Source organism: Rhizobium sp. T1470 (assembly GCF_042140505.1).
In the GTDB taxonomy this organism is placed as follows: domain Bacteria; phylum Pseudomonadota; class Alphaproteobacteria; order Rhizobiales; family Rhizobiaceae; genus Rhizobium; species Rhizobium favelukesii.
In genome coordinates this window covers 245,313-265,131 of record NZ_CP148093.1, presented here as the reverse complement: position 1 = coordinate 265,131, position 19,819 = coordinate 245,313, and the positions used below count along the sequence as shown (strand labels likewise).

Sequence of the window (19,819 nt, the reverse complement as noted above, 5' to 3'; positions counted from 1 at the left end):
GTGTTCCTCAGCGATATCCGGTTGCATCGTCATAGGTCGAGTAGTCGACCAGGGTGCCAAGCATCTGCAGGTAGGCCACCAGCGCGTCCATCTCGGTCAGCTTCGAGGGGTCGCCGTCAAAGTCGCCCGTTTTGGCCTTCGGATAGCGTTCGAGCAGCGCCGTGGTGTCGGCGTTCGGATCAGCCTGCATTTTCATATCGGCCTCGGCGTTGGCGATCATGTCGGGCGTGTAGGGCACGCCAACAACCCCGTTTGCCTTGAGGTCCATGCCAACGTCCTTGACTGCGACCTCATTGGTCTTGAGGAAGGCGTAGCTCGGCATGATTGATTCCGGCACGACCGCGCGCGGATCGGTGAGGTGCTGCCCCTGCCATTCGTTCGAATAGCGCCCACCGACACGCGCAAGATCCGGTCCGGTGCGCTTCGAACCCCATTGGAAGGGATGGTCGTACATGGATTCGGCTGCGAGCGAATAATGTCCGTAGCGCTCGACTTCGTCGCGGAATGGCCGGATCATCTGGCTGTGGCAGACATAGCAGCCCTCGCGGACGTAGATGTTGCGGCCGGCGAGCTCCAGTGGCGTATAGGGACGCATCCCCTCCACCTTTTCGATCGTGTTCTGAAGGTAGAACAGGGGTGCGATTTCGACAATGCCGCCAATGCTGACAACCAAAAGCGATCCCACCAGCAGAAGGGTCGCGTTCTTTTCTACGATCTGATGTTTCTCAAGTATCGACATGGTCGTTCCTCATTCGGCAGGCTGGGAAACGCGAGCACCTGGCGTGAGAGCCTCGTTGCGTTGGTGACCACGGATGGTCATGTAGACGTTGAAGGCCATGATCAGACCGCCCGCGAGGTAGAGAGTTCCGCCTACGGCCCGCAGCAGGTAGTATGGGAACATTGCAGCGACGGTTTCGGCGAAGGAATAGACGAGGAACCCCTGGCTATTGTATTCGCGCCACATAAGGCCCTGCTGGATGCCGGCAACCCAAAGTACGGCGGCGTAAATGACGATGCCAAGTGTCGCAAGCCAGAAGTGCCAGTTGACCATGCGAAGGCTATAAAGACGCTCCCTCCCCCACAGTTTTGGTGTCAGGTAGTATATGGCGCCGAAGGTGATCATTCCGACCCAGCCGAGGGCGCCCGAGTGGACGTGACCGATCGTCCATTCCGTATAGTGGCTGAGAGAGTTGATCGCCTTGACCGACATCATGGGACCTTCGAAGGTCGACATCCCATAAAAGGCGATTGCCATGATCATCATGCGGATGATCGGGTCTGTCCGGATCTTGTCCCAGGCCCCCGAGAGCGTCATCAGGCCGTTGATCATACCGCCCCACGAGGGCATCCAGAGCATGACGGAAAACACCATGCCGAGCGTCTGGGCCCAATCCGGCAGCGCGGTATAGTGCAGGTGATGTGGACCGGCCCAGATATACATGAAGATCAGGGCCCAGAAGTGGATGACCGACAGGCGGTAGGAATAGACCGGCCGGTTCGCCTGCTTCGGCACGAAGTAATACATCATGCCCAGGAAGCCGGCGGTCAGGAAGAAGCCAACCGCATTGTGGCCATACCACCACTGGGTCAGAGCATCCTGAACGCCGGAGAACGCTGAATAGCTCTTCGAGCCGAGGAAGGAAGCAGGCACGGATAGGTTGTTGACGACATGCAGCATCGCAACCGTGACGATGAAGCCCAGGTAGAACCAGTTCGCGACATAGATGTGCGGTTCCTTGCGCTTCAAAAGCGTTCCGAGGAATGCAAGAAGATAGGCGACCCAGACGATCGTCAGCCAGATGTCGACATACCATTCAGGCTCCGCGTATTCTCGCCCCTCGGTAATGCCCAAGAGATAGCCGGTTGCGGCCATGACGATGAAGAGCTGGTAGCCCCAGAATACGAACCAGCCGAGGCTGCCCCCGAAAAGGCGAGCCCGACAGGTCCTCTGGACGACATAGAAGGAAGTAGCAATCAGCGCATTGCCACCGAAAGCGAAAATAACAGCGGATGTGTGAACCGGCCGCAAACGCCCAAAGTTGAAATATGGAGCGATGTTCAGATCGGGATAGGCGAGCTGAAGCGCGACGACGACCCCGACTAGAAAGCCGACCACGCCCCAAAATACGGTGGCGATGACACCGTATCGAATAACATCGTCGAAATACTCGGACGAATCGGGCTTGGGTCGCTGGCCCGCCAGTGAGAAGTTGACGCGGCGCAGAAGCACGAGCGTGCTCCCCATCAGCACGAAGAACAGCACCCACATATGCGCTGCAAAGAGGTGGTCGTGCGCAAAAGCGGCGCCGAGCAGCGCGAAGAACGCGCAAACGGCGATAACCACGGTTTCCGTCGTATAGTTCATGTCGATGTCCCCAAGCACAGATGATCACGCAGACGCGCAACCTTCGTTCCGATCTTGTCTAGGGAGAGCTGACACGAGCGCCGGGTCTGATCCTTGATCTATGTCAACGACCGCGGTGTTCGGCGCAGGTGCAGCCTGGATTAAACTTCAACGTCCGAAGTAAACCGGCGCGCGCTGTCACAGACTGTTACACTTTCGCACCGAAACGCACGCTGCGAGCATTGCAGTGTAACGCGAACCGTTTTTATTGCCCTCATCTAACGGGACAGAGGGTTTAAAAATGTTGATGCAAAAAAATATTGCTTTCGAAGTCATTCAGGGTTCGGTGAATGACAATTCGAGACATCTGTCTCTGAAATCACTTTTTCATTCCATTCCGCAGGAAGTGCTCCAGACCGGCAAGGCTCTGTTCTGGGAAGGCGACGCTGCCAACCACCTTTTTGAACTCGTCGACGGTGTTATGCGCCTCTACCGCATCATCGGTGACGGCCGGCGCGTCATCACGGCCTTTCTGTATCCGGGCGACCTCGTCGGCACATCGCTCCAGGAGCGCTACCTCTACACCGCCGAAGCCGTCACTGATTGCAAGTTCCGCCGCATCGCGCGGAAGAATTTCCATGATGAAGTCTCCCGCTCTGCCTGTCTGCGTCCTGATTTCATATCGCTGCTGTGCCAGGAAACGGCTGCTGCTCACGATCAGATGGTGCTGCTGTCCAAGAAGAATGCAGAGGAGCGATTGTGCAGTTTCCTGCTCCAGCTTATCTCCCGGGAAATGACGAACGCGGCAGGCGACCTCGTCACGCTGCCGATGAACAGGCTCGATATCGCTGACTATCTTGGCCTTACCATTGAGACGGTGTCGCGTACCATCAGCAAGCTCGCCGGTCGGAACGTTCTCACCCCGATTGGGCGCCACGACATAAAGATCTTGAGCCTGAAGCGTCTGATTCAATTGTCCGGCAATGGCGATGATTTCTCTTTGGAAAATTGCCATAGCAGCAGTATTCACTAGCGGGCTTGGGACAATCGAGTTGAACACTATGTCGCATCGCTTCATTTCGCCGCGCACAGCATCAAAGCAAGTACTCGAGGCCATCGTCCGCATCATGGGCGGCGCCAACAATATTATCGTGCACGGCTTTAACGGCATCATCACCCAATGGTCGGCCGGCTGCGAAAACATGTACGGCTGGATGCGTGACGAGGCTGTCGGCAAAGTCGTTGACGACCTTCTTTCGACACGGTTTCCTGAACCGATCGAAGAGATTCACCGCCAGCTGCGAGAGAATAACTCGTGGCAGGGCGAAATCACCCATCGCCACAAGGACGGCTATGATGTCGATGTGGCGTCGCGTAGCATGGTGGTGACCCTTTCCGACGGCGAAGCAGTCATCATTCAGACCAATAATGATATCAGCGATTTGAAGCGGGCTCAAAGCGAGGTCAACGCGCGAGAGGCCCACCTGCGGTCCATTCTCGCGACTGTTCCTGAAGCCATGATCGTGATCGATGAGCACGGAATCGTCACGTCGTTCAGCACCGCTGCAGAAAAGCTGTTCGGCATTCAAGCGGACGATATCTGCGGCCGGAATATCAGCAATTTGATGCCGAACCCCGATCGTGACGCGCATGATGATTATATCGCGCGTTATATTAGGACGGGCGAGCGCCGCATTATTGGCTATGGCCGCGTGGTGACCGGTCAACGGGCTGACGGCTCGAAATTCCCGATGGAGCTCCATGTCAGTGAGACGAAGGCAAACGGCGAGCGGATATTTACCGGCTTCGTCCGCGATCTGACCGGCCGGTACAAGATCGAAGAAGACCTGCGGCAGGCGCAAAAAATGGAAGCCGTCGGACAGCTGACGGGTGGCATTGCCCACGACTTCAACAATCTTCTGACGGTGATCAGCGGCAACCTCGAAATAATCGAGGCGAAGCTCGCGGAGGGGCCGCTCAGCCCGCTTCTGCGAGAGGTGCAGGAGGCGGCCGGCGACGGCGCGAAGCTGACAGAGCAACTTTTGGCATTCGGGCGCCGCCAGGCCCTCAATCCGACGCTTGCGGATCTCGGGCAGTTGGTGTCGAGCTTCACCGACCTGTTGCGGCGGACGCTCGGCGAAAATATCGACCTGAAGACAGTCATCATCGGCTCGAACCACAACGTGCTGGTTGACAGTCCCCAGCTGCAGAACGCTCTTTTGAACATCGCGCTGAATGCCCGCGACGCAATGCCACGCGGCGGCAGCCTGACAACGGAGATTAAGCGCGTCTATCTCGATGCAGACTACGCAAAGATGTATCCGCAAGTACGCACTGGAAACTTCGTTCTCATTTCTGTCACCGATACAGGGGTCGGGATGTCGGACGAAGTCAAGGAACACGCCTTCGAACCGTTCTTCACCACCAAGGACGTCGGTTCCGGTACAGGCCTCGGCCTTAGCATGGTCTACGGTTTCGTGAAGCAGTCAGGCGGTCATCTGCAGCTCTATAGCGAGGTCGGACGCGGCACGACGATCCGCATCTATCTTCCCTGGGTACCGGCAGCTGCGACCAAAGCAGACATAGCCGACACCAGATCCGATTCGCGCGATGTGCTGCCAGGCGGCACTGAGACGGTGCTGGTGGTCGAGGACGATGGGCGGGTGCGCCGGGTTGCCGTCGCGCGCCTGTCATCCATGGGCTACAAGGTCATCGAGGCGAGCAATGCGCAGTCGGCCTTGGAGGTTTTGGCCGAAGATCAAACGATTGCCCTGCTGTTCACGGATATTGTCATGCCCGGCGGCATGACCGGCGATGAGCTTGCCAAGGAGGCGCGCATTGTACGCTCCGACCTGAAGATCCTCTTTACGTCGGGCTACGCCGAGCCGGGTCTCGGCGGACGCGAATTTGCGACGCCAGGCAGCTGGCTGCGCAAGCCCTATACCGCAAAGGACCTCGCCGTGCGGGTTCGCGAGCTGCTGGACTGATCATCCTGGATTGGAAGTGCGGCTGACAGATAAGTGCTGCGCGCCGGTGTGCGGCATGGCCGTCAGCGCTTAATGGCCGCAAAAGAGGCGCCGGAGGAACGGCTCTGCCTTCAAGAGTTTCTTCAAGCTTCATTCCGCCTAGCGTTCATCCGGCATCGACAATCACAGGCATTGATGGCCCGCTATTTGATCAACGTCAAAGAAGCACCCCATCAACACGCGTATCACAGCAGCCGATGGCCAATTTCGGCCATCGTTAACTAGGAGATATGAAATGCGTTCGATTATTCCGTGTCTTTTTGCCGCGACGGCCGTGCTTGCTACTACCACCATGCCGTTGATGGCAGCCGACCACCTCGTGCAGATGCTCAATAAGGGCGCCACCGGCGCCATGGTGTTTGAGCCGAGCTTCACCAAGATCGTCCCTGGCGACACCATCACCTTCGTCCCGACCGACAAGTCTCACAATGTCGAGTCCGTCAAGGGTCTGATCCCAGAGAGCGCAGCTGCATTCAAGTCGAAGCCAAGCGAGCAGGTTCAGATCAAGTTCGATGCGCCCGGCGCCTATGTAATCAAGTGCACACCGCACTTCGGCATTGGAATGGTCGCGCTGATCCAGGTCGGCGATGCGCCGGCAAATCTTGAGGCCGTCAGGACCGCGAACCTTCCAAACATAGCCCGCAAGCGCCTTGATGCGGACATCGCCAAGATCACCCAATAATCCAATGCCTACAGCGGGACTGCAGATGGCCTAGCGGCAGGTGGGTTTCCAGCGGCAATCTCACCCAAGGAGGATAATTGTGCTGAAAACAACCCTCGTCGAGAAGTATGGCGAGACGCGGTTGCCACGCTATACGAGCTATCCGACCGCGCCTGCCTTTTCGTCAGCTATCGGTGCGGGTACCCACGGGGGTTGGCTGGCAGAGCTCGACAGCTGCGACCCGGTCTCGCTCTATCTTCATATCCCTTTTTGCCGGTCGATGTGCTGGTATTGCGGGTGTCACACCACGATCACTAAGCTGGATGGGCCGATCCTTGGTTACCTGGATGCCCTCCATCAGGAGATCGACCTGGTCGCGTCCAAACTGAAGCAACCGCTGTCCGTGCAAAATGTGCACTTCGGCGGCGGCACGCCGACGATTATGCGACCGGATGAGTTCGTGGATTTGATGAAGCATCTGAGGAACGCCTTCGGATTGAGGTCGGGGGCGGAAATCGCCTTAGAGATCGATCCGCGTACACTCGCCAGCGAGATGGTCGGCGCGCTCGCTGAGGGCGGCGTCTGTCGTGCAAGCCTTGGGGTCCAGAGTTTCGATCCCGTCGTCCAGGCGGCCATCAACCGCAACCAGACTTTCGAGCAGACGGAGGCCGCCGTGCAGCAATTGCGAAAGGCGGGTATCGGCAGCATCAACTTCGACCTGATCTATGGCCTGCCACATCAGACGGTCGCATCTTGTATCGATACCGTGCAGACGGCGCTCCGCTTGCGCCCCGATCGCTTTGCGGTCTTCGGCTATGCGCACATCCCGGCCTTCAAGAAGCACCAGCGCCTTATCGATGAGGCGACCTTGCCGAATGCAGAAGAGCGCAACGCTCAGGCCGAAGCGACCGCAGAAGCGCTGGTCGAGGCCGGCTACGTGCGGGTCGGCCTTGATCACTTCGCCCTGCCGGGAGATGAACTTTCGATGGCCAGTGCGCGCGGGGATTTGAGACGGAACTTTCAAGGCTACACGACGGATACGTGCGAGACTCTGATTGGGCTCGGGGCATCCGCGATCGGTAAGCTCCCGGCGGGTTATGTCCAAAATGAAGTCGTCCCCGGAGCCTACGAGCAACGGATTGCGTCCGGCAGCCTGGCGACCGTGAAGGGATACCATTTGACTGGGCAGGATCGGTTCCGGGCGGCAATCATCGAGCGGCTGATGTGTGATTTCGCCGTCGACCTCAATCGGCTTGGAGCATCTTTTGGCTATGAAGCCGAGCTGGTTCTTAATGGCAACGACCGGCTGCGTGCACTCGAAAGCGATGGCGTCGTAACAGTCCGCGGCGGGCTTATCACCGTGCGCAAGGATCTCAGGTTCATGATCAGGGCGGTGGCGACAGCCTTTGACGCCTATATCGGCGCATCCGGCCGTACCCGTAGCAAAGCAGCTTGAAGGGGTGGAGAGACCCAAAGCCGCCCCAGCCGGTCGGGTCTCTCCTTCGGGGCGCTGTTACCCAGTGCGGGCAGTCGATAGGATCAGGCCGCTTCGACCAGGCGCGCGCTCCGCCATTTTCGTCATTGTAGTCGATGCGTCCGAAGGGACAAGTCCGAGCCAGCCCATAGCTTTGGCGTTCAAAAACGGCCTAGGTCTCCGATCTCGGTCACCAATGCGCATTGCCTTGCCTGAACTTCTCGCTAAAATCGATGTGTTGCCTCAGCTAATTTGCTCCCGAAGAAACGACCTCAGGAGCTGTGATGAGAAAAGGTAAGCACACCGACACGAGCGGAATTGGTGACGGCGATCAGTGGACGCTACGTTTTAGGCGCTCGATAAAGCCGGGTGGCGCCATCGATGCGTAGATTGTTGTTCATGCCACTGTCTGTTCCTTAGCTCGACTTTGTACATTATGCAGCGAAGCAAAGTGCTTGTGTCATCCGCTTGAGGCGGCTTGGTTGAGTTTCAGGAATGTCCGGGTCTGGCGGGTACTGTCGATAAATATCCTGATCCCACAGGATCATGCGAACCGCACCGATGGCATCGGAGAAGGTGAACTCTGTTTTCTTGTACCAGGCGGCGGCATAGGGAATGACGCCATGACCGAGCAGATCGCATGCCCAGAGTGTGACGAGGCTGTAGAGCGCCAGCAGCGACGGGGTCGTGCGCATGATGGCTTTGTCGTTCCACTGCCGTTGGGTTTCCACGCCAAGATGCGCTCGCGTTTCGGCGAAGGTGACCTCGATCTGCCAGCGCCGAACGAAATAGGCAATGATCTGAGCGGGCTCAAGGTTGACGTTGGTGCTCATGAACGCCTGGGGTTCACGACGGCCTGATGGATCGCGAACGAGAACCCAGCGAATTGGTCTTGGGGGCGTTCCACGCCGATACCAGAGGCCGGTTCCTGATGTGACATCAAGGGTTTTGTCGGTTTGCTTGCCGTACCAGGACGATGCGACGATGCGCTGCCACTCGGTCTTTGCGTCTTTGAGGAGCGTTTTCAGTTTCGGCAATGGCCTGCCTTTTTGCGCCGGTCGCCCGAGCGTATGTTCGTGCCGTTGATCTGGTGGAGCAAAGAGACTGGCATCCAGACGCAACCGCGTGATGAGAGTGGCCGTGTCGGGAAGAGCCGCAGCCAGTGTATGAACGGCAAAGCTGCTATCGCCGACAAAGATGATTTCGCGGCCCGGCAGCCAGCGGCAAAGCTGCAAGACGCCTTGCCTTGCCCAATCAGTCAGCAGCTTGTGCTTTCGGCCCTTCTTCTGATCATGGCGCTCAGAGGGACACAGGATCGTCAGCACCGGCAGGGCTTTAATACATTTTGCCCATGGGACAGGTGAAAGAACAATGAAGCTCAACCATCTCAAGCCGCTGGCCTTGACAAAGTGGCCATGGCTGGAGCGCACCGGGTCACGATAAATTCCACGCGCGGCGATGCGTTGGCCCCAACGCCGTTCGATTGTATCATCCATGCCAATCACGACAGGGCCCTCGGGCACGAGCCGGGCAACAATGACGGACAGCAGACGGGCCGCCAACGTGCGAGGGTTCCAGCGGGCTCGGTTGAGGAGCTGATGATAGGCGGCAAAATTACTTACCTCCGCGCGTCCGGTGATGCGCAGGCAGGCCGTCACCGTTCGCTTGCCAGGCGAAAGGAGCGCACCCATCACCAGGACCAGCAGATGCTCCCAGCTTGGCGCGGTAAACCAGAAACGAAACGGCGACAGCCATTTGCGAAGGATGTGGGGGACCGCGTCTCCCGGCTCACGGCTACAATCATGTTGTTCGCTCATCCATTCGTTCGAATCCGATCAAACGAATGGCGCAAGGCCGGGACCCTGCGGCGAATTGATTCACCCAGGGCTGCTCAGATGCCCCCGAAATCACCACCGATTTTGTACAAAGTCGAGCTTAGATGCGAGTCATCAATCATTTCAAGGCTGGTCAATCATTCTATTTCGCTTGTTCATTGCCACCCGAAACGTCCTGGTCTTCAATTTTGCCGTTTTCTAAAACGAATTCTGGCGCTGGGCCGCCGGCTATTCGCCTCACCAGAAGCGGCAATACCTGCTTCGATCGAAGTGGGCGGGTGGCCCAGCAAAGCCGGTATCCGACTTGACGCGAGGCGCAGCCGAAGACATTGTCGCTACGCAGCGCACGCTGACGCTCTTCGAGCATTTCGCTCACCTCATCAAAGGCACGCAGCAGATATACTCGGTTCAACGTCCCGACATCGGTGCACCAGGCGCCGCAGAGGCGACCGAGGTCTTCGCCACCCATTTCTCGATCCCCGGCGCAGCTTTCCCAGGCCCGAAAATGACTGTGCCTAGCGTTGTGAGTTAAAAAAATAGCTCATAGCAAATCCTCCTCTATGCCACTGACCGCCAAGCCGGCCAGGTGGCGTCCTACTACATATCCGAAAGTCATCCCTGGCCCCAACGTGATACCAGCCGAGGTATACCGGCCGTTCATAACCGAGCTCATATCGTTACCCACGGCAAAAAGTCCGGGAATTGGTTGGTCATCATGACCAAGCACACGTGCAAGTGCGTCTGTCGTTCATCCTGCGAAAGTGCCTAGACTGCCGGGAACGGGCCGCACCGCGTGAAACGGCCCTCTTTTCAGCGAGCGGAGCGTTGGGTTCGGGGGGCGATGCAAAGGATACCCTGTGCACGATTATAGGCACTGCACCCTCGGCCAAACACTGGGTCGTCCCCGCGCGGAGCCGCCTTGTTTAACTGCTGCACCGTCAAGATTACCCTTTCTGGATCGATGCCGCATAGCTTGGCGAGTTCGCCAAGTTTGGAGGCCGAACGAACATATCCGTTACGCTGCCAGGGACCGAGCGGGAAAGGAAATGGCTTGGCCGCGCTGATTCCCCATCCGGTGATTGCCGCACGTGCCTTGTCGCGCATGACGTGATCGAGTGTGCGGCCAATCAACAGGAAAAACAGCAGGGATACGGATGCATCGAACCAGGCGTGCTCTCCATGATGGATCGTTTCCCAGAGCGACATCGAATAAGAAAGCGTCACGGCAAGCGAAATCGGCACATCCATATTGGTGCGGCCGTGCTTCAAAGCGTTCCATGCGGATTGGTAGAAGAAACGTCCGGCATAGATCAGCGTGGGCGCCGCGATCATTGCCGATATCCAATGGAACATGTCGCGCGTTGCAGCCTCCGCCCCGGACCAGATCGAGACGGAAAGCAGCATGATGTTTGCCGCTGCAAAGCCCGAGACGCCGACTGCCAGCAGCAGTTGATTGCGAACACGATCATCGTCGCTCAAGTCAGCCGTGAACAAATGCGCTTGATAGCCGCAGCCCACAATTGCAGACAAAATTCCGGCTGGACTGACCGGCTTGCCGTTCATCTCCTCGTACCATACGCAGCTCACGCGCTTTGCCGTCAGGTTCACCCGCGCGCTCTTGACATATGGCAACTTTATCAGCGCCCTTTCGATCGTCGAGATGCAGGCACCGCAGTGGACGCCTGGAACGCTGAAATCCGATTGCCTGAGACCGGCGCCCAGAGGCTGGCTGGCAAGCAGCGCCTCCTCAGCGCTGATCACGGTTCTGCTCAGTGACAGCACGCCTTCGGCATCCATGGTGCAGCATGTCATTGGACGACCCCCGCGATATTGATCCTGAGGGCCTCGTGCATCACGGTCGCGCCCTCGTGCACGAGCATAAGTGATCAATGAGAGGAGAGATTCGAACAGCATCGGCGCAACTTCAGCAGCAAGTTATCGAGCCAAAAACATCGGTATTGGCAGCTTCTCCGGTATCCATCTCGTGGCGCCGCCAAAGATCCGCTGACGCAGGGCGCGGTGGCCGTAAGCACCCATGACGAGCATGTCGGCTGATACGTCCAGTGCGTGCTGCGCGAGCACCGTGGTCACCGCTGCGCCGACGCTCGGCACGCAATCGACCACCCCCCGAACACCGTGCCGAGCGAGGTAGTCAGCGAGGTCGACGGCCGGCTCGCGGTTTCCGTTGTAAGATGCCTGGCAATCGGACAGCATGACACGAACATCCTTCGATCGGGACAGAAGACCCAGCGCCTCTCGAACCGCGCGGGACGACTCGACGCGCCGATCCCATCCGACCAGCACGCGCCGGGGCGATAGAGTTGCCTTCGTACCCTTCGGCACAACAAGCAGCGGCTTTCCCGATTCGCCCAGACTACCATCGATAACTGACAGCGCGAGATCAGGGGCGCCAAGAATTAGGGGTCCGATTATTGTTAAATCCGAATAGAGCGCCCGCTGTCGCACAACGTCACCGACGCTGGCCTGGTCGCCATAATAGAAGTCGACCTCACAGGTAAGGCGCATGGTTCCCAGCAGTGTCTCAATTTCGCCAACCCGCCTTTCCAGCCTGACCATGTCCGTCGTCAGTCCATCGATTTCGCGGCACCGTCTGTCCAACATTCGTAGTTCGGATGCACTCCATTCATGCCACGGACCGGATACTGCGCCAATGCCAGGAGTGATCGGCATCGGCGGACGGGTAGCAAGCCCAATGACGAGGACGGAAAGGTGCGCTCCGATCTCGGCACACAAGGTGGCTGCTGTTCTGACGTCTTGATCGGAATGGTCAGTTCTCATCACACTGAGGACGCTTTTAAAGGCCATGTAACTATCTCTTTCTGTGTAGTCTCGCGCCTGTAAGCGCGTTCGAAGGCGCAAGACTTGTCACGTCAACCACAGTGGTAGGAAAAGGTAGTGCTGACCGTACTGATCATTTACCAACGTTCCTATCCGCACCGGAGCGCGACGCCGGCCGCACTCCCATCTCCTTGAGCAACCGGCCTGCGTCATCGATCTTGTCCATGGTCCAGAGGATGAAACGACTATCGACATGAATGCTGCGGGTGCGGTCCGCGATAGGGGCCGCCCAATCCGAGATAACGCCCTCGAGGACACCGTCGAAGGCGAGACCCACGAACTCGCCGCGCCCGTTCAGTGTCGCCGAACCGCTATTGCCGTTTGTTATGTCGACCGTGGATATGAAGTCAACTGGCAGCGTGCCCAGCGCCGGCGCGACATAGGGGCCATAATCCTTGGCCCGGATCGCGGCAATGGCGGCAACCGGCGCATCAAACTCGCCCTTGCCAGTGTGTTTAGCAAGAAGTCCCTCGGCCGTGGTGAAGGGCGTCCAGATCTGCCCGTCGCGCGTTTGCCCCGTCACCTTGCCCCAGGTGAGGCGAAGCGACCCATTCGCGTCGGGGTACATCGGCCGACCGACCGCCTGCCGATAGGCTAGCAAGCCCCGCATATAAGTCGCGCGCGCCGCCTGCGTGCGGCCGACGCGGTCCTTCTCCGCGCGCTCCGCAGCTATGTCGCCCGGATAGAGCGCGACCGCCAGCCTGATGAAAGGATCGTCCGACGCCTCGAAGGCAGCAGCTGGCTTGTCGAGCCAGCCGAGCCGCGTGGCCGTGTCGTCGAGTTTGGTATCTCCATAAAGTCGATCAAGGCCGATTTGCTCCAGAACGGTCTCGAACGCAGTATCGCGGTCCTTTGCGTCCAGCCGGCGATATTCCTCGAGCGCCGCCTCGAACAGCTTACGATCGACGTCGGACAGATATCGGCGTTCGAGCTGCTTCAGTCGATCGGCGATCGCGTTGCGGTCACGATCCTGAAAGCCGCGTTCGCGATCGTCATCGGGCTTCTCATGCTCCTTCGCCCAGCGATAGAGAGTGCGCGTGGATGAGAGCATCTGCGCGCTGTCCAGCAGCCCCTGCCGCAGCCCCTCGAACGACACCTGGCTGTTCTCGGCCACCATGGCGTCCAGCTCGCGGATTGCTGCGCCATAGCGCGCTTGACGCGCGGGATCGTCAGCGACCCAGTCGCGATAAGCTTTCTCCTCGGTCGCCTTGCGAGCACTGAGCCCAATGGCATCGACGCCGGCGAGATCGCCCGCCAGCTTCTTCTCATAGTTCTCGACCCCTTGCAGTAGCGGAGCGTAGCCGATTTGCGCGTCGCGATTGCCAGCGGTGGCCTGGGTGATCTGGGAGGCATAATTCGAAAGCAAATGCTGCTGCAGCGGTTCGTAATGCGCGAAGTTGAATTCCATTTCGCCGGCGGTGAGGAACCGGTAGGTCGCGCCAGGAAAGCCGGCAACCATTACGAAATCGCCTTCTTGCACGCCTTCACTGGCTATGCGCAGCCAACTCTTCGGCCGGTAAGGCACATTGTCACGCGCATAGGGCCGGGAGGAACCATCAGGAGCGACATAGGCGCGATAAAAGCCGAAGTCGCCTGCGTGGCGCGGCCACATCCAATTGTCCGTTTCGCCGCCGAAGTTACCGATGCCGAGCGCGGGCGCATAGACGAGGCGCACGTCCTCAATTTCGAGCTTCTGCTCGAGATAATAGGAGGCGCCGCCATAATAGAACCTTACGCCGCAGCGGCGATTGGGCTGTTCTTCACACACGGCGATCAGCGCCTTGCGGTTCGCTTCGAGCCGCTCATAGCGGGCAAAGCCGTTCAGCTTGTCCGAGACGCCCTTGAGCATGTCAGCGGTCACATCCCGCATATCCTCGATCACATAGATGCGGCTGTCGGGCGCCGCAGGCAATTCTTCATCCAGGCTCTTCGCCAGAAAGCCGTTGGTGAGATAGTCCTGGCTCTCCGTGCTGTTGTACTGGATGGATCCCAGCACGCAGTGATGGTTGGTCGCGACCAGCCCTTGCGGACTGACGAAGGAGGCGGAGCATCCGTCCAGTGATACGATCGCGCTGAGCGGGTAAGCGTCCAGACGGCTCAGCTGTGCGGGATCGATCTGAAGCCCATCCGCGCGCATGGCCGCGCCCAGTTCTGCGGTCTGGCCCGGCATCCACATACCTTCGTTCGCCGACGCAGCGGCGGCCGTCGAGAGCAACGCGGCGGCACTTGCTTGGGCCAAATATTTCATACTCGAGTTCATGCTGCACTAACTCCTAACCTTTTGCGCGACTGGATCGATGACCATCGGGATGACCCTACCTCCCCTAGTATCGGTTCGTACCGCGACGTTTGCGGATCATCCGAAGCACCAATCGTGCCAAAGAGAAAAACTCTTTCAATACAATATGGTGAGCCGCCCGCCCCTATGTCCGATCTCCGACATTTATCGAGGACCCGACACACTGTCGTCCTTGCGACACTGCAGTGGCCCGTCCCTACCTCATGCTGCCGGCCCGCATCGCGCCCTCACTGTCGAATGTCTTTATGGTTGTTAAGCTTTCCGTCCCGCTTTCCCGTCCGAACTGCAGGTCCAGCAGCCCCCGCTCGCGCGGGCCGCCCGCCTTTGCGGCGGCTTGAATGAGCGTGCACGGGGCGGCGGATGCTGGAGAGATAGTCGGCTGCTTTACAGCGCCTGGGCTATCTCGATACGACTGGGTGTCGGCTCTGATTGCACGCGAACTTTCCGAAAAACGCGCCTATCAAGGTAGACACTTCCCCTTGAGTGACTCGATCGGACTATTTTTCCGTTTTCACCCAGACGAGCGTCTCTCCCGTCGCCCGGTTGTCCCAGAGATAGTATGGTGCGAAGCGCGCCTTGGCAGGTCGGCGTTCTGCCGACTCCTTGCGGCAAAGCACCTTACCCCAGTTCGCCGTGTCTTCGCGCTCGACCGAGATCGATAGGGACCGCGTCGTTCAGTTCGTTGACCACGGTCGTCTCCGCCTCCGAAAGCTAGCGGGGATAACGTCGCGTTCAGATCTTTATATTCCGTCGCGATTCCGCCATACCGGGATTTAGACCGACGCTTGAATCCGCCTTCTCGCGGTGGAACCTATCTGCCAGAACTTCAGGCAGACCCAGGTGCAGGCTTCGCAGCCGATGCGGCGGCCGAATAGGAAATTCGCAGTGGGAGGTCACAGCGACCGCAATCACTCTAGCTCACATAGAGTCCTCGCCGTTGGAGACGTCAAAATTTCACCTGCGTCGTCGATGCGTGACAGGTGCATGACCTCACCCGCAACAGGTGTTCCACCCGCACCGCAGCCCAGGCAAGGCATGCATCGATGGCGGTCAGATCTCCGCGGCCATCTGGAGCCCTCGCGGGTCAAGAAAGCACCTCTTCGTGACTTCCCCAATGCAGGCAGCTAGTTCTTTTCTGGGAGCGGCCATTTTGGCAAAAACTTCGCACGCCTCGGCGACGGGCGGATGGCCGCGGCAATCGCCGCAATCCTGCTGGTTCGGTGCCTGCGCGCGACGCCATCGGCCACCGGCTCTGTTGTTTCTAAGCTCGACTTTGTACATTATGCGGCGAAGCAAAGAGCCTGGGCCATGCGCTGAAGCCGTCCGGGAGGTATTTTATGCATTTGCGGGTTTGACGGGGAGTGTCGATAAAGATCGTCGCTCCACAAAACGAGGCGAACGGCACCGATCGCATCTGTGAATGTTAGGTCGGCTTTCTTGTAGCATGCGGCGGCGTAAGGGCGCCTGGTTTGGCTGAGGACATTGCCCGCCCACAGGGTCACGAGACTGTATAATGCCAAGATTGAAGGTGTCGTGCGGATGATGGCGTTACCATTCCACTGGCGCTGGGTCTCCACACCAAGATGGGCGCGTGTTTCGGCGAACGTCACCTCGATCTGCCAGCGTCGAACGAAGTAGGCGATGATCTGGGTCGGCTCGAGCTCGGTATTGGTGCTCATGAATGCCTGTGGTTCGTGGTGACCCGTCGGGTCTCGAACCAAGACCCAGCGAATTGGCCTTGGCGGGGTTCCTCGCCGATACCACAAGCCAGTGACTGTCGTGATATCGAGGTGTTTGTCGGTTTGTCTGCCGTGCCAGCTTGAGGCGACGATGCGTTGCCACGCAGTCTTGGGGTTATTGAGGACCGCTTTCAGCTTGGGTAATACCAACGAGCGCTAATCAAAACCGGTGCGCCCAGTCACGCATTCCAATCGACATGATCTTCCACGGCTGAGCGACCAGCTTGTTCCATGCGTCGCAGCAATGGGCGACGATGTCCTCGTAATCTTTGAAGATCCGGTTGGACAACCAGTTGTCACGCAGAAATTGCCACACGTTCTCGACGGGATTTAATTCGGGCGAGCGTGGCGGCAGGAAGAGCAGTGTGATGTTGTCGGGCACATCGAGCTTCGGCGTGACATGCCACCCCGCCTGATCAACGATCAGCACGGCATGAGCGCCGTCATCGACGGCCTGGCTGATTTCGATCAAATGCTGGTTCATGGCGCTGGTGTCGCAGTAGGGAAGAACGAGACCCGCACCTTTGCCCTTCTTGGGGCAGATAGCGCCGAAGATATAGGTCCACATCGTGCGTTGATCGTGTGGTGCCGAAGGCCTTGTTCCCCTGCGTGCCCATCGCCGGGTGATCTTGTTCTTTTGGCCTATCCGAGCTTCGTCGGCCCACCAGAGCTCAATCTCGACGTTCTTCGGGAGCCTGCCTTTGATGGCTGCCAGTGTGGCGGGGAACTTTTTTTAAAACTCTCCAGGTCGCCTTCGTTCTGGGCGTAATGGCGCGGGCGGGCAGACAGCTTTGCAAAGCCGAGCGCCTTCAATTCGCGGCCAATGGTCGTTTCATCGACGGATATCCGATATTCTTGGAACAGCCATTGAGCAAGATCCTTGCGCCGCCAGCGCACAACGCCATGCACCGCCGGTATCGGGCCACTTTCGACGATCTTTGCCAAAGCCTGGCGATGCACGTCGGAAAGCTTTCCTTGATTGCCGGGTGCTTTGCCATTGATGAGCCCCGACGGGCCACGCGCATTGAAGCGAATAACCCAGTCGCGGACAATTTGCAGGGTCACGCCTCCGATCCTGGCCGCATCGCTGCGGGAATGGCCATCATAGATTTCGGCAAGGGCAAGAAGCCGCCGAGCCTGTGCCGCATCCTTCGTGCCTTTGGCCAACGCCCGAAGAGCGAAGCCGTCGAAGTCATCGCGCAGTGGAATTCCTGATGTCATCCGCAAACCTCCGTTTGCGGTATTGATTCAGAACTCAACTGATTTGGAAACCTCAAAAAGAGTCAGAGATCGCTCACGCTGGTATAAGGGCATGCCTTTTGCGCCGGCCGCCCAAGTGTGTGTTCGTGTCGCGGATCTAGCGGGGAAAACAGACTGGCGTCCAGACGCAGGCGTTTGATGAGGGTGGCCCTGCTTGGCAGCGCCGCCGCCAGTGTATGGACAGCAAAACTGCTGTCGCCAACAAAGATGAGATCGCGTTCAGGCAGCCAGCGGCAAAGCTGCATCAGGCCCTGTCTTGCCCAATCCGTCAGCAGCTTGTGCTTTTGCCCTCTCTTCTTATCGTAGCGCTCCGAGGGGCATAAAAGCGTCAAGGCCGGCAGGGCCTTGATGCACTCGGCTCATGGGACCGGAGCAAGAACCATGAAGCTCAGCCAGCGCAAGCCGCTGGCTTTGACGAAGTGACCGTGACTGGAGCGCACCGGATCGCGATAAATGCCACGGGCGGCAATCTTTGGTCCCCATCGGCGTTCGATGGTGTCATCCATGCCGATCACAATGTGACCATCGGGTACGAGGCTGGCTGCAACGACCGACAACAGCCGCGAAGCCAGCGTGCGCGGGTTCCAACGCGCGCGATTAAGGAGCTGATGTGCCGGCACGATGACCCATGATTACAAGCGCCACGGCACCACAACCTTTTCGCTGTCCTGAATGTTCTCGACGGCTCCGTCATCGGCCGCAACATGCAGCGCCACCGGCATCAGTTCATCCGCTTCCTCAACACGATTGAGGCTCAGTTGCCGAAGGACAAGGCGGTTCACGTCATCCTGGACAACTACGCCACACACAAAGTCCGGGCCTGTTTGGAGCGGCACCCACGCTGGACCTTCCACTTCGTTCCGACATCATGTTCCTGGTTGGACGCCGTCGAGGGTTTCTTCGCAAAGCTCACTCGGCGAAGACTGAAGAACGGTGTCTTTCATTCCGTCGTTGATCTCCAGTCAGCCATCAACCGTTTTATCAAAGAGCACAATGAAGAGCCGAAGCCGCTCACCTGGAAAGCGGACCCTGACGACATCATCGCAGCCGTCATACCAACGAGCGCTAATCAAAACCGGTGCGCCCAATCACGCATTCCAATTGACATGATCTTCCACGGCTGCGCGACCAGCTTGTTCCATGCGTCACAGCAATGGGAAACTTTGTCGTCGTAGTCTTTGAATATCCGGTTGGACAACCAGTTCTCCCTCATAAATTGCCACAGGTTCTCGACAGGGTTCAATTCGGGCGACCGCGGCGGCAGGAACAGCAGGGTGACGTTGTCGGGTACTTTGAGTTTCGGCGTGACGTGCCATCCAGCCTGATCAACGATCAGCACGGCATGAGCACCTTCATCGACCGCCTGGCTGATTTCGAGCAGATGCTGGTTCATGGCATGGTTCATGGCATCGGTGTCGCAGTAGGGAAGAACAAGGCCCGCAGCTTTGCCCTTCTTGGGGCAGATGGCGCCGAAGATATAAGTCCACATCGTGCGTTGATCGAGTGGTGCCGAAGGCCTTGTGCCCTTGCGTGCCCATCGTCGGGTGATCTTGTTCTTCTGCCCTATCCGAGCTTCGTCGGCCCACCAGAGCTCGATCTCGATGTTCTTGGGGAGCCTGCTTTTGATGGTTGCCAGTGTGGCGGGGAAGTTTTTTTAAAACTCTCCAGGTCACCCTCGTTCTGGGCGTAATGGCGCGGACGAGCAGACAGCTTTGCAAAGCCGAGCGCCTTCAATTCGCGGCCAATGGTCGTCTCGTCCACAGAGATCCGGTATTCCTGGAAAAGCCATTGAACCAGATCCTTGCGCCGCCAGCGAACGACGCCATGCACTGCTGGTATCGGCCCGCTTTCGACAATCTTCGCCAAAGCCTGGCGATGCACAGCGGAAAGCTTTCCTTGATTGCCAGGCGCTTTGCCGTTGATGAGCCCTGACGGACCGCGGGCATTGAAGCGCATAACCCAATCGCGGACAATCTGCAGGGTCACGCCTCCGATCCTGGCCGCGTCGCTGCGTGAATGACCATCATAGATTTCGGCAAGGGCAAGAAGCCGCCGAGCCTGTGCCGCATCCTTCGTGCTCTTGGCCAATGCCCGCAGGGCAAAACCGTCGAAGTCATCGCGCAGTGGAATTCCCAATGTCATCCGCAAACCTCCGTTTGCGACAGAGATTCAGAATTCAACTGATTTGGAAACCGCAAAACGAGTCAGAAACCGCTCACGTTGGTATCAGACGTGGGCACCAAGAGTTGGAATCAATCCACTAGCACTCGATCGGATATGGATCAACCGTCCCGACCCGGGGCAAGCGTCGGCCATCTGTCG

15 protein-coding genes and 2 pseudogenes are annotated in these 19,819 nt (G+C 58.4%); 5 read left to right on the top strand and 12 right to left on the bottom strand.

Annotated features, from left to right (window positions below; all coding sequences use genetic code 11):
• Positions 1 to 7: 7 nt before the first annotated feature.
• Together ccoO and ccoN are read right to left on the bottom strand one after the other, a co-directional pair.
• Positions 8 to 739: a cytochrome-c oxidase, cbb3-type subunit II gene (gene ccoO, locus WGT02_RS31050; RefSeq protein ID WP_024318751.1), complete on the bottom strand. Its 732-nt coding sequence runs from the start codon at positions 737 to 739 to the stop codon at positions 8 to 10.
• Positions 740 to 748: 9 nt separating this feature from the next.
• Positions 749 to 2,365 carry a cytochrome-c oxidase, cbb3-type subunit I gene (gene ccoN / locus WGT02_RS31045; protein ID WP_208245940.1) on the bottom strand — a complete coding sequence of 539 codons (1,617 nt, stop codon included), beginning with the start codon at positions 2,363 to 2,365 and terminating at the stop codon, positions 749 to 751.
• Positions 2,366 to 2,645: 280 nt separating this feature from the next.
• On the opposite strand from ccoN, the gene WGT02_RS31040 reads away from it, so the two are divergent.
• The 4 genes from WGT02_RS31040 (at position 2,646) to hemN (ending at position 7,487) form a co-directional block, all read left to right on the top strand.
• Positions 2,646 to 3,377, top strand: coding sequence for a Crp/Fnr family transcriptional regulator (locus WGT02_RS31040; protein WP_208246397.1), 732 nt, complete (start codon positions 2,646 to 2,648; stop codon positions 3,375 to 3,377).
• Positions 3,378 to 3,405: 28 nt separating this feature from the next.
• The gene (locus WGT02_RS31035; protein WP_208246395.1) at positions 3,406 to 5,331 is read left to right on the top strand and encodes a PAS domain-containing sensor histidine kinase; all 1,926 of its coding nucleotides are present in this window, start codon (positions 3,406 to 3,408) and stop codon (positions 5,329 to 5,331) included.
• A 274-nt stretch (positions 5,332 to 5,605) separates the two neighbouring features.
• Positions 5,606 to 6,052, top strand: coding sequence for a pseudoazurin (locus WGT02_RS31030; RefSeq protein WP_024318747.1), 447 nt, complete (start codon positions 5,606 to 5,608; stop codon positions 6,050 to 6,052).
• Positions 6,053 to 6,134: 82 nt separating this feature from the next.
• Complete coding sequence (gene hemN / locus WGT02_RS31025) at positions 6,135 to 7,487, top strand: oxygen-independent coproporphyrinogen III oxidase (protein ID WP_208246393.1); 1,353 nt, start codon at positions 6,135 to 6,137, stop codon at positions 7,485 to 7,487.
• 452 nt (positions 7,488 to 7,939) lie between these two features.
• On the opposite strand, the gene WGT02_RS31020 is transcribed toward hemN, so the two are convergent.
• The 9 genes and pseudogenes from WGT02_RS31020 to WGT02_RS30980 all read right to left on the bottom strand — a co-directional run bounded on the left by WGT02_RS31020 (position 7,940) and on the right by WGT02_RS30980 (position 18,117).
• Positions 7,940 to 9,322 carry a transposase gene (locus tag WGT02_RS31020; RefSeq protein WP_208245700.1) on the bottom strand — a complete coding sequence of 461 codons (1,383 nt, stop codon included), beginning with the start codon at positions 9,320 to 9,322 and terminating at the stop codon, positions 7,940 to 7,942.
• A 160-nt stretch (positions 9,323 to 9,482) separates the two neighbouring features.
• Positions 9,483 to 9,809: an NIPSNAP family protein gene (locus WGT02_RS31015; RefSeq protein WP_208245938.1), complete on the bottom strand. Its 327-nt coding sequence runs from the start codon at positions 9,807 to 9,809 to the stop codon at positions 9,483 to 9,485.
• 72 nt (positions 9,810 to 9,881) lie between these two features.
• Positions 9,882 to 11,152 (bottom strand): annotated as a pseudogene (locus WGT02_RS31010) (FAD-binding protein).
• Between the two features lie 123 nt (positions 11,153 to 11,275).
• Positions 11,276 to 11,962, bottom strand: a complete 687-nt coding sequence (locus WGT02_RS31005) for a universal stress protein (RefSeq protein WP_225040269.1) — start codon at positions 11,960 to 11,962, stop codon at positions 11,276 to 11,278.
• A 310-nt stretch (positions 11,963 to 12,272) separates the two neighbouring features.
• Positions 12,273 to 14,459: a S46 family peptidase gene (locus WGT02_RS31000; RefSeq protein WP_208245934.1), complete on the bottom strand. Its 2,187-nt coding sequence runs from the start codon at positions 14,457 to 14,459 to the stop codon at positions 12,273 to 12,275.
• Positions 14,460 to 14,995: 536 nt separating this feature from the next.
• On the bottom strand, positions 14,996 to 15,115 hold the full coding sequence (locus WGT02_RS30995) for a hypothetical protein (protein ID WP_375679798.1): 120 nt from the start codon (positions 15,113 to 15,115) through the stop codon (positions 14,996 to 14,998).
• Between the two features lie 663 nt (positions 15,116 to 15,778).
• Positions 15,779 to 16,177, bottom strand: coding sequence for a hypothetical protein (locus WGT02_RS30990; RefSeq protein WP_225040271.1), 399 nt, complete (start codon positions 16,175 to 16,177; stop codon positions 15,779 to 15,781).
• A gap of 220 nt (positions 16,178 to 16,397) precedes the next feature.
• A protein-coding gene (locus WGT02_RS30985; RefSeq protein ID WP_208245220.1) for an IS630 family transposase occupies positions 16,398 to 17,458 on the bottom strand; the annotation gives its coding sequence in 2 pieces (ribosomal slippage) (positions 16,398 to 16,966 and positions 16,966 to 17,458; 1,062 coding nt in all).
• A gap of 398 nt (positions 17,459 to 17,856) precedes the next feature.
• Positions 17,857 to 18,117 carry a transposase gene (locus tag WGT02_RS30980; RefSeq protein ID WP_225040273.1) on the bottom strand — a complete coding sequence of 87 codons (261 nt, stop codon included), beginning with the start codon at positions 18,115 to 18,117 and terminating at the stop codon, positions 17,857 to 17,859.
• On the opposite strand from WGT02_RS30980, the pseudogene WGT02_RS30975 reads away from it, so the two are divergent.
• Positions 18,110 to 18,549, top strand: a pseudogene (locus WGT02_RS30975) (IS630 family transposase); the annotation flags it as partial. The gene WGT02_RS30980 and the pseudogene WGT02_RS30975 sit on opposite strands and share 8 nt — an antisense overlap.
• A 17-nt stretch (positions 18,550 to 18,566) precedes the next feature.
• On the opposite strand, the gene WGT02_RS30970 reads toward WGT02_RS30975, so the two are convergent.
• A protein-coding gene (locus WGT02_RS30970) for an IS630 family transposase (protein ID WP_208245933.1) occupies positions 18,567 to 19,639 on the bottom strand; the annotation gives its coding sequence in 2 pieces (ribosomal slippage) (positions 18,567 to 19,153 and positions 19,153 to 19,639; 1,074 coding nt in all).
• Positions 19,640 to 19,819 lie beyond the last annotated feature (180 nt).

What these genes read in the sequence shown, in the direction of transcription:
- WGT02_RS31030 (WP_024318747.1), top strand. Translation starts at nt 5,606, where the DNA reads ATGCGTTCGATTATTCCGTGTCTTTTTGCCGCGACGGCCGTGCTTGCT.
- WGT02_RS31015 (WP_208245938.1), bottom strand. Translation starts at nt 9,809, where the DNA reads ATGGGTGGCGAAGACCTCGGTCGCCTCTGCGGCGCCTGGTGCACCGAT.
- ccoN (WP_208245940.1), bottom strand. Translation starts at nt 2,365, where the DNA reads ATGAACTATACGACGGAAACCGTGGTTATCGCCGTTTGCGCGTTCTTC.
- WGT02_RS31035 (WP_208246395.1), top strand. Translation starts at nt 3,406, where the DNA reads ATGTCGCATCGCTTCATTTCGCCGCGCACAGCATCAAAGCAAGTACTC.
- WGT02_RS31000 (WP_208245934.1), bottom strand. Translation starts at nt 14,459, where the DNA reads ATGAACTCGAGTATGAAATATTTGGCCCAAGCAAGTGCCGCCGCGTTG.
- WGT02_RS31020 (WP_208245700.1), bottom strand. Translation starts at nt 9,322, where the DNA reads ATGAGCGAACAACATGATTGTAGCCGTGAGCCGGGAGACGCGGTCCCC.
- WGT02_RS30990 (WP_225040271.1), bottom strand. Translation starts at nt 16,177, where the DNA reads ATGAGCACCAATACCGAGCTCGAGCCGACCCAGATCATCGCCTACTTC.
- ccoO (WP_024318751.1), bottom strand. Translation starts at nt 739, where the DNA reads ATGTCGATACTTGAGAAACATCAGATCGTAGAAAAGAACGCGACCCTT.
- WGT02_RS31040 (WP_208246397.1), top strand. Translation starts at nt 2,646, where the DNA reads ATGTTGATGCAAAAAAATATTGCTTTCGAAGTCATTCAGGGTTCGGTG.
- WGT02_RS31005 (WP_225040269.1), bottom strand. Translation starts at nt 11,962, where the DNA reads ATGTTGGACAGACGGTGCCGCGAAATCGATGGACTGACGACGGACATG.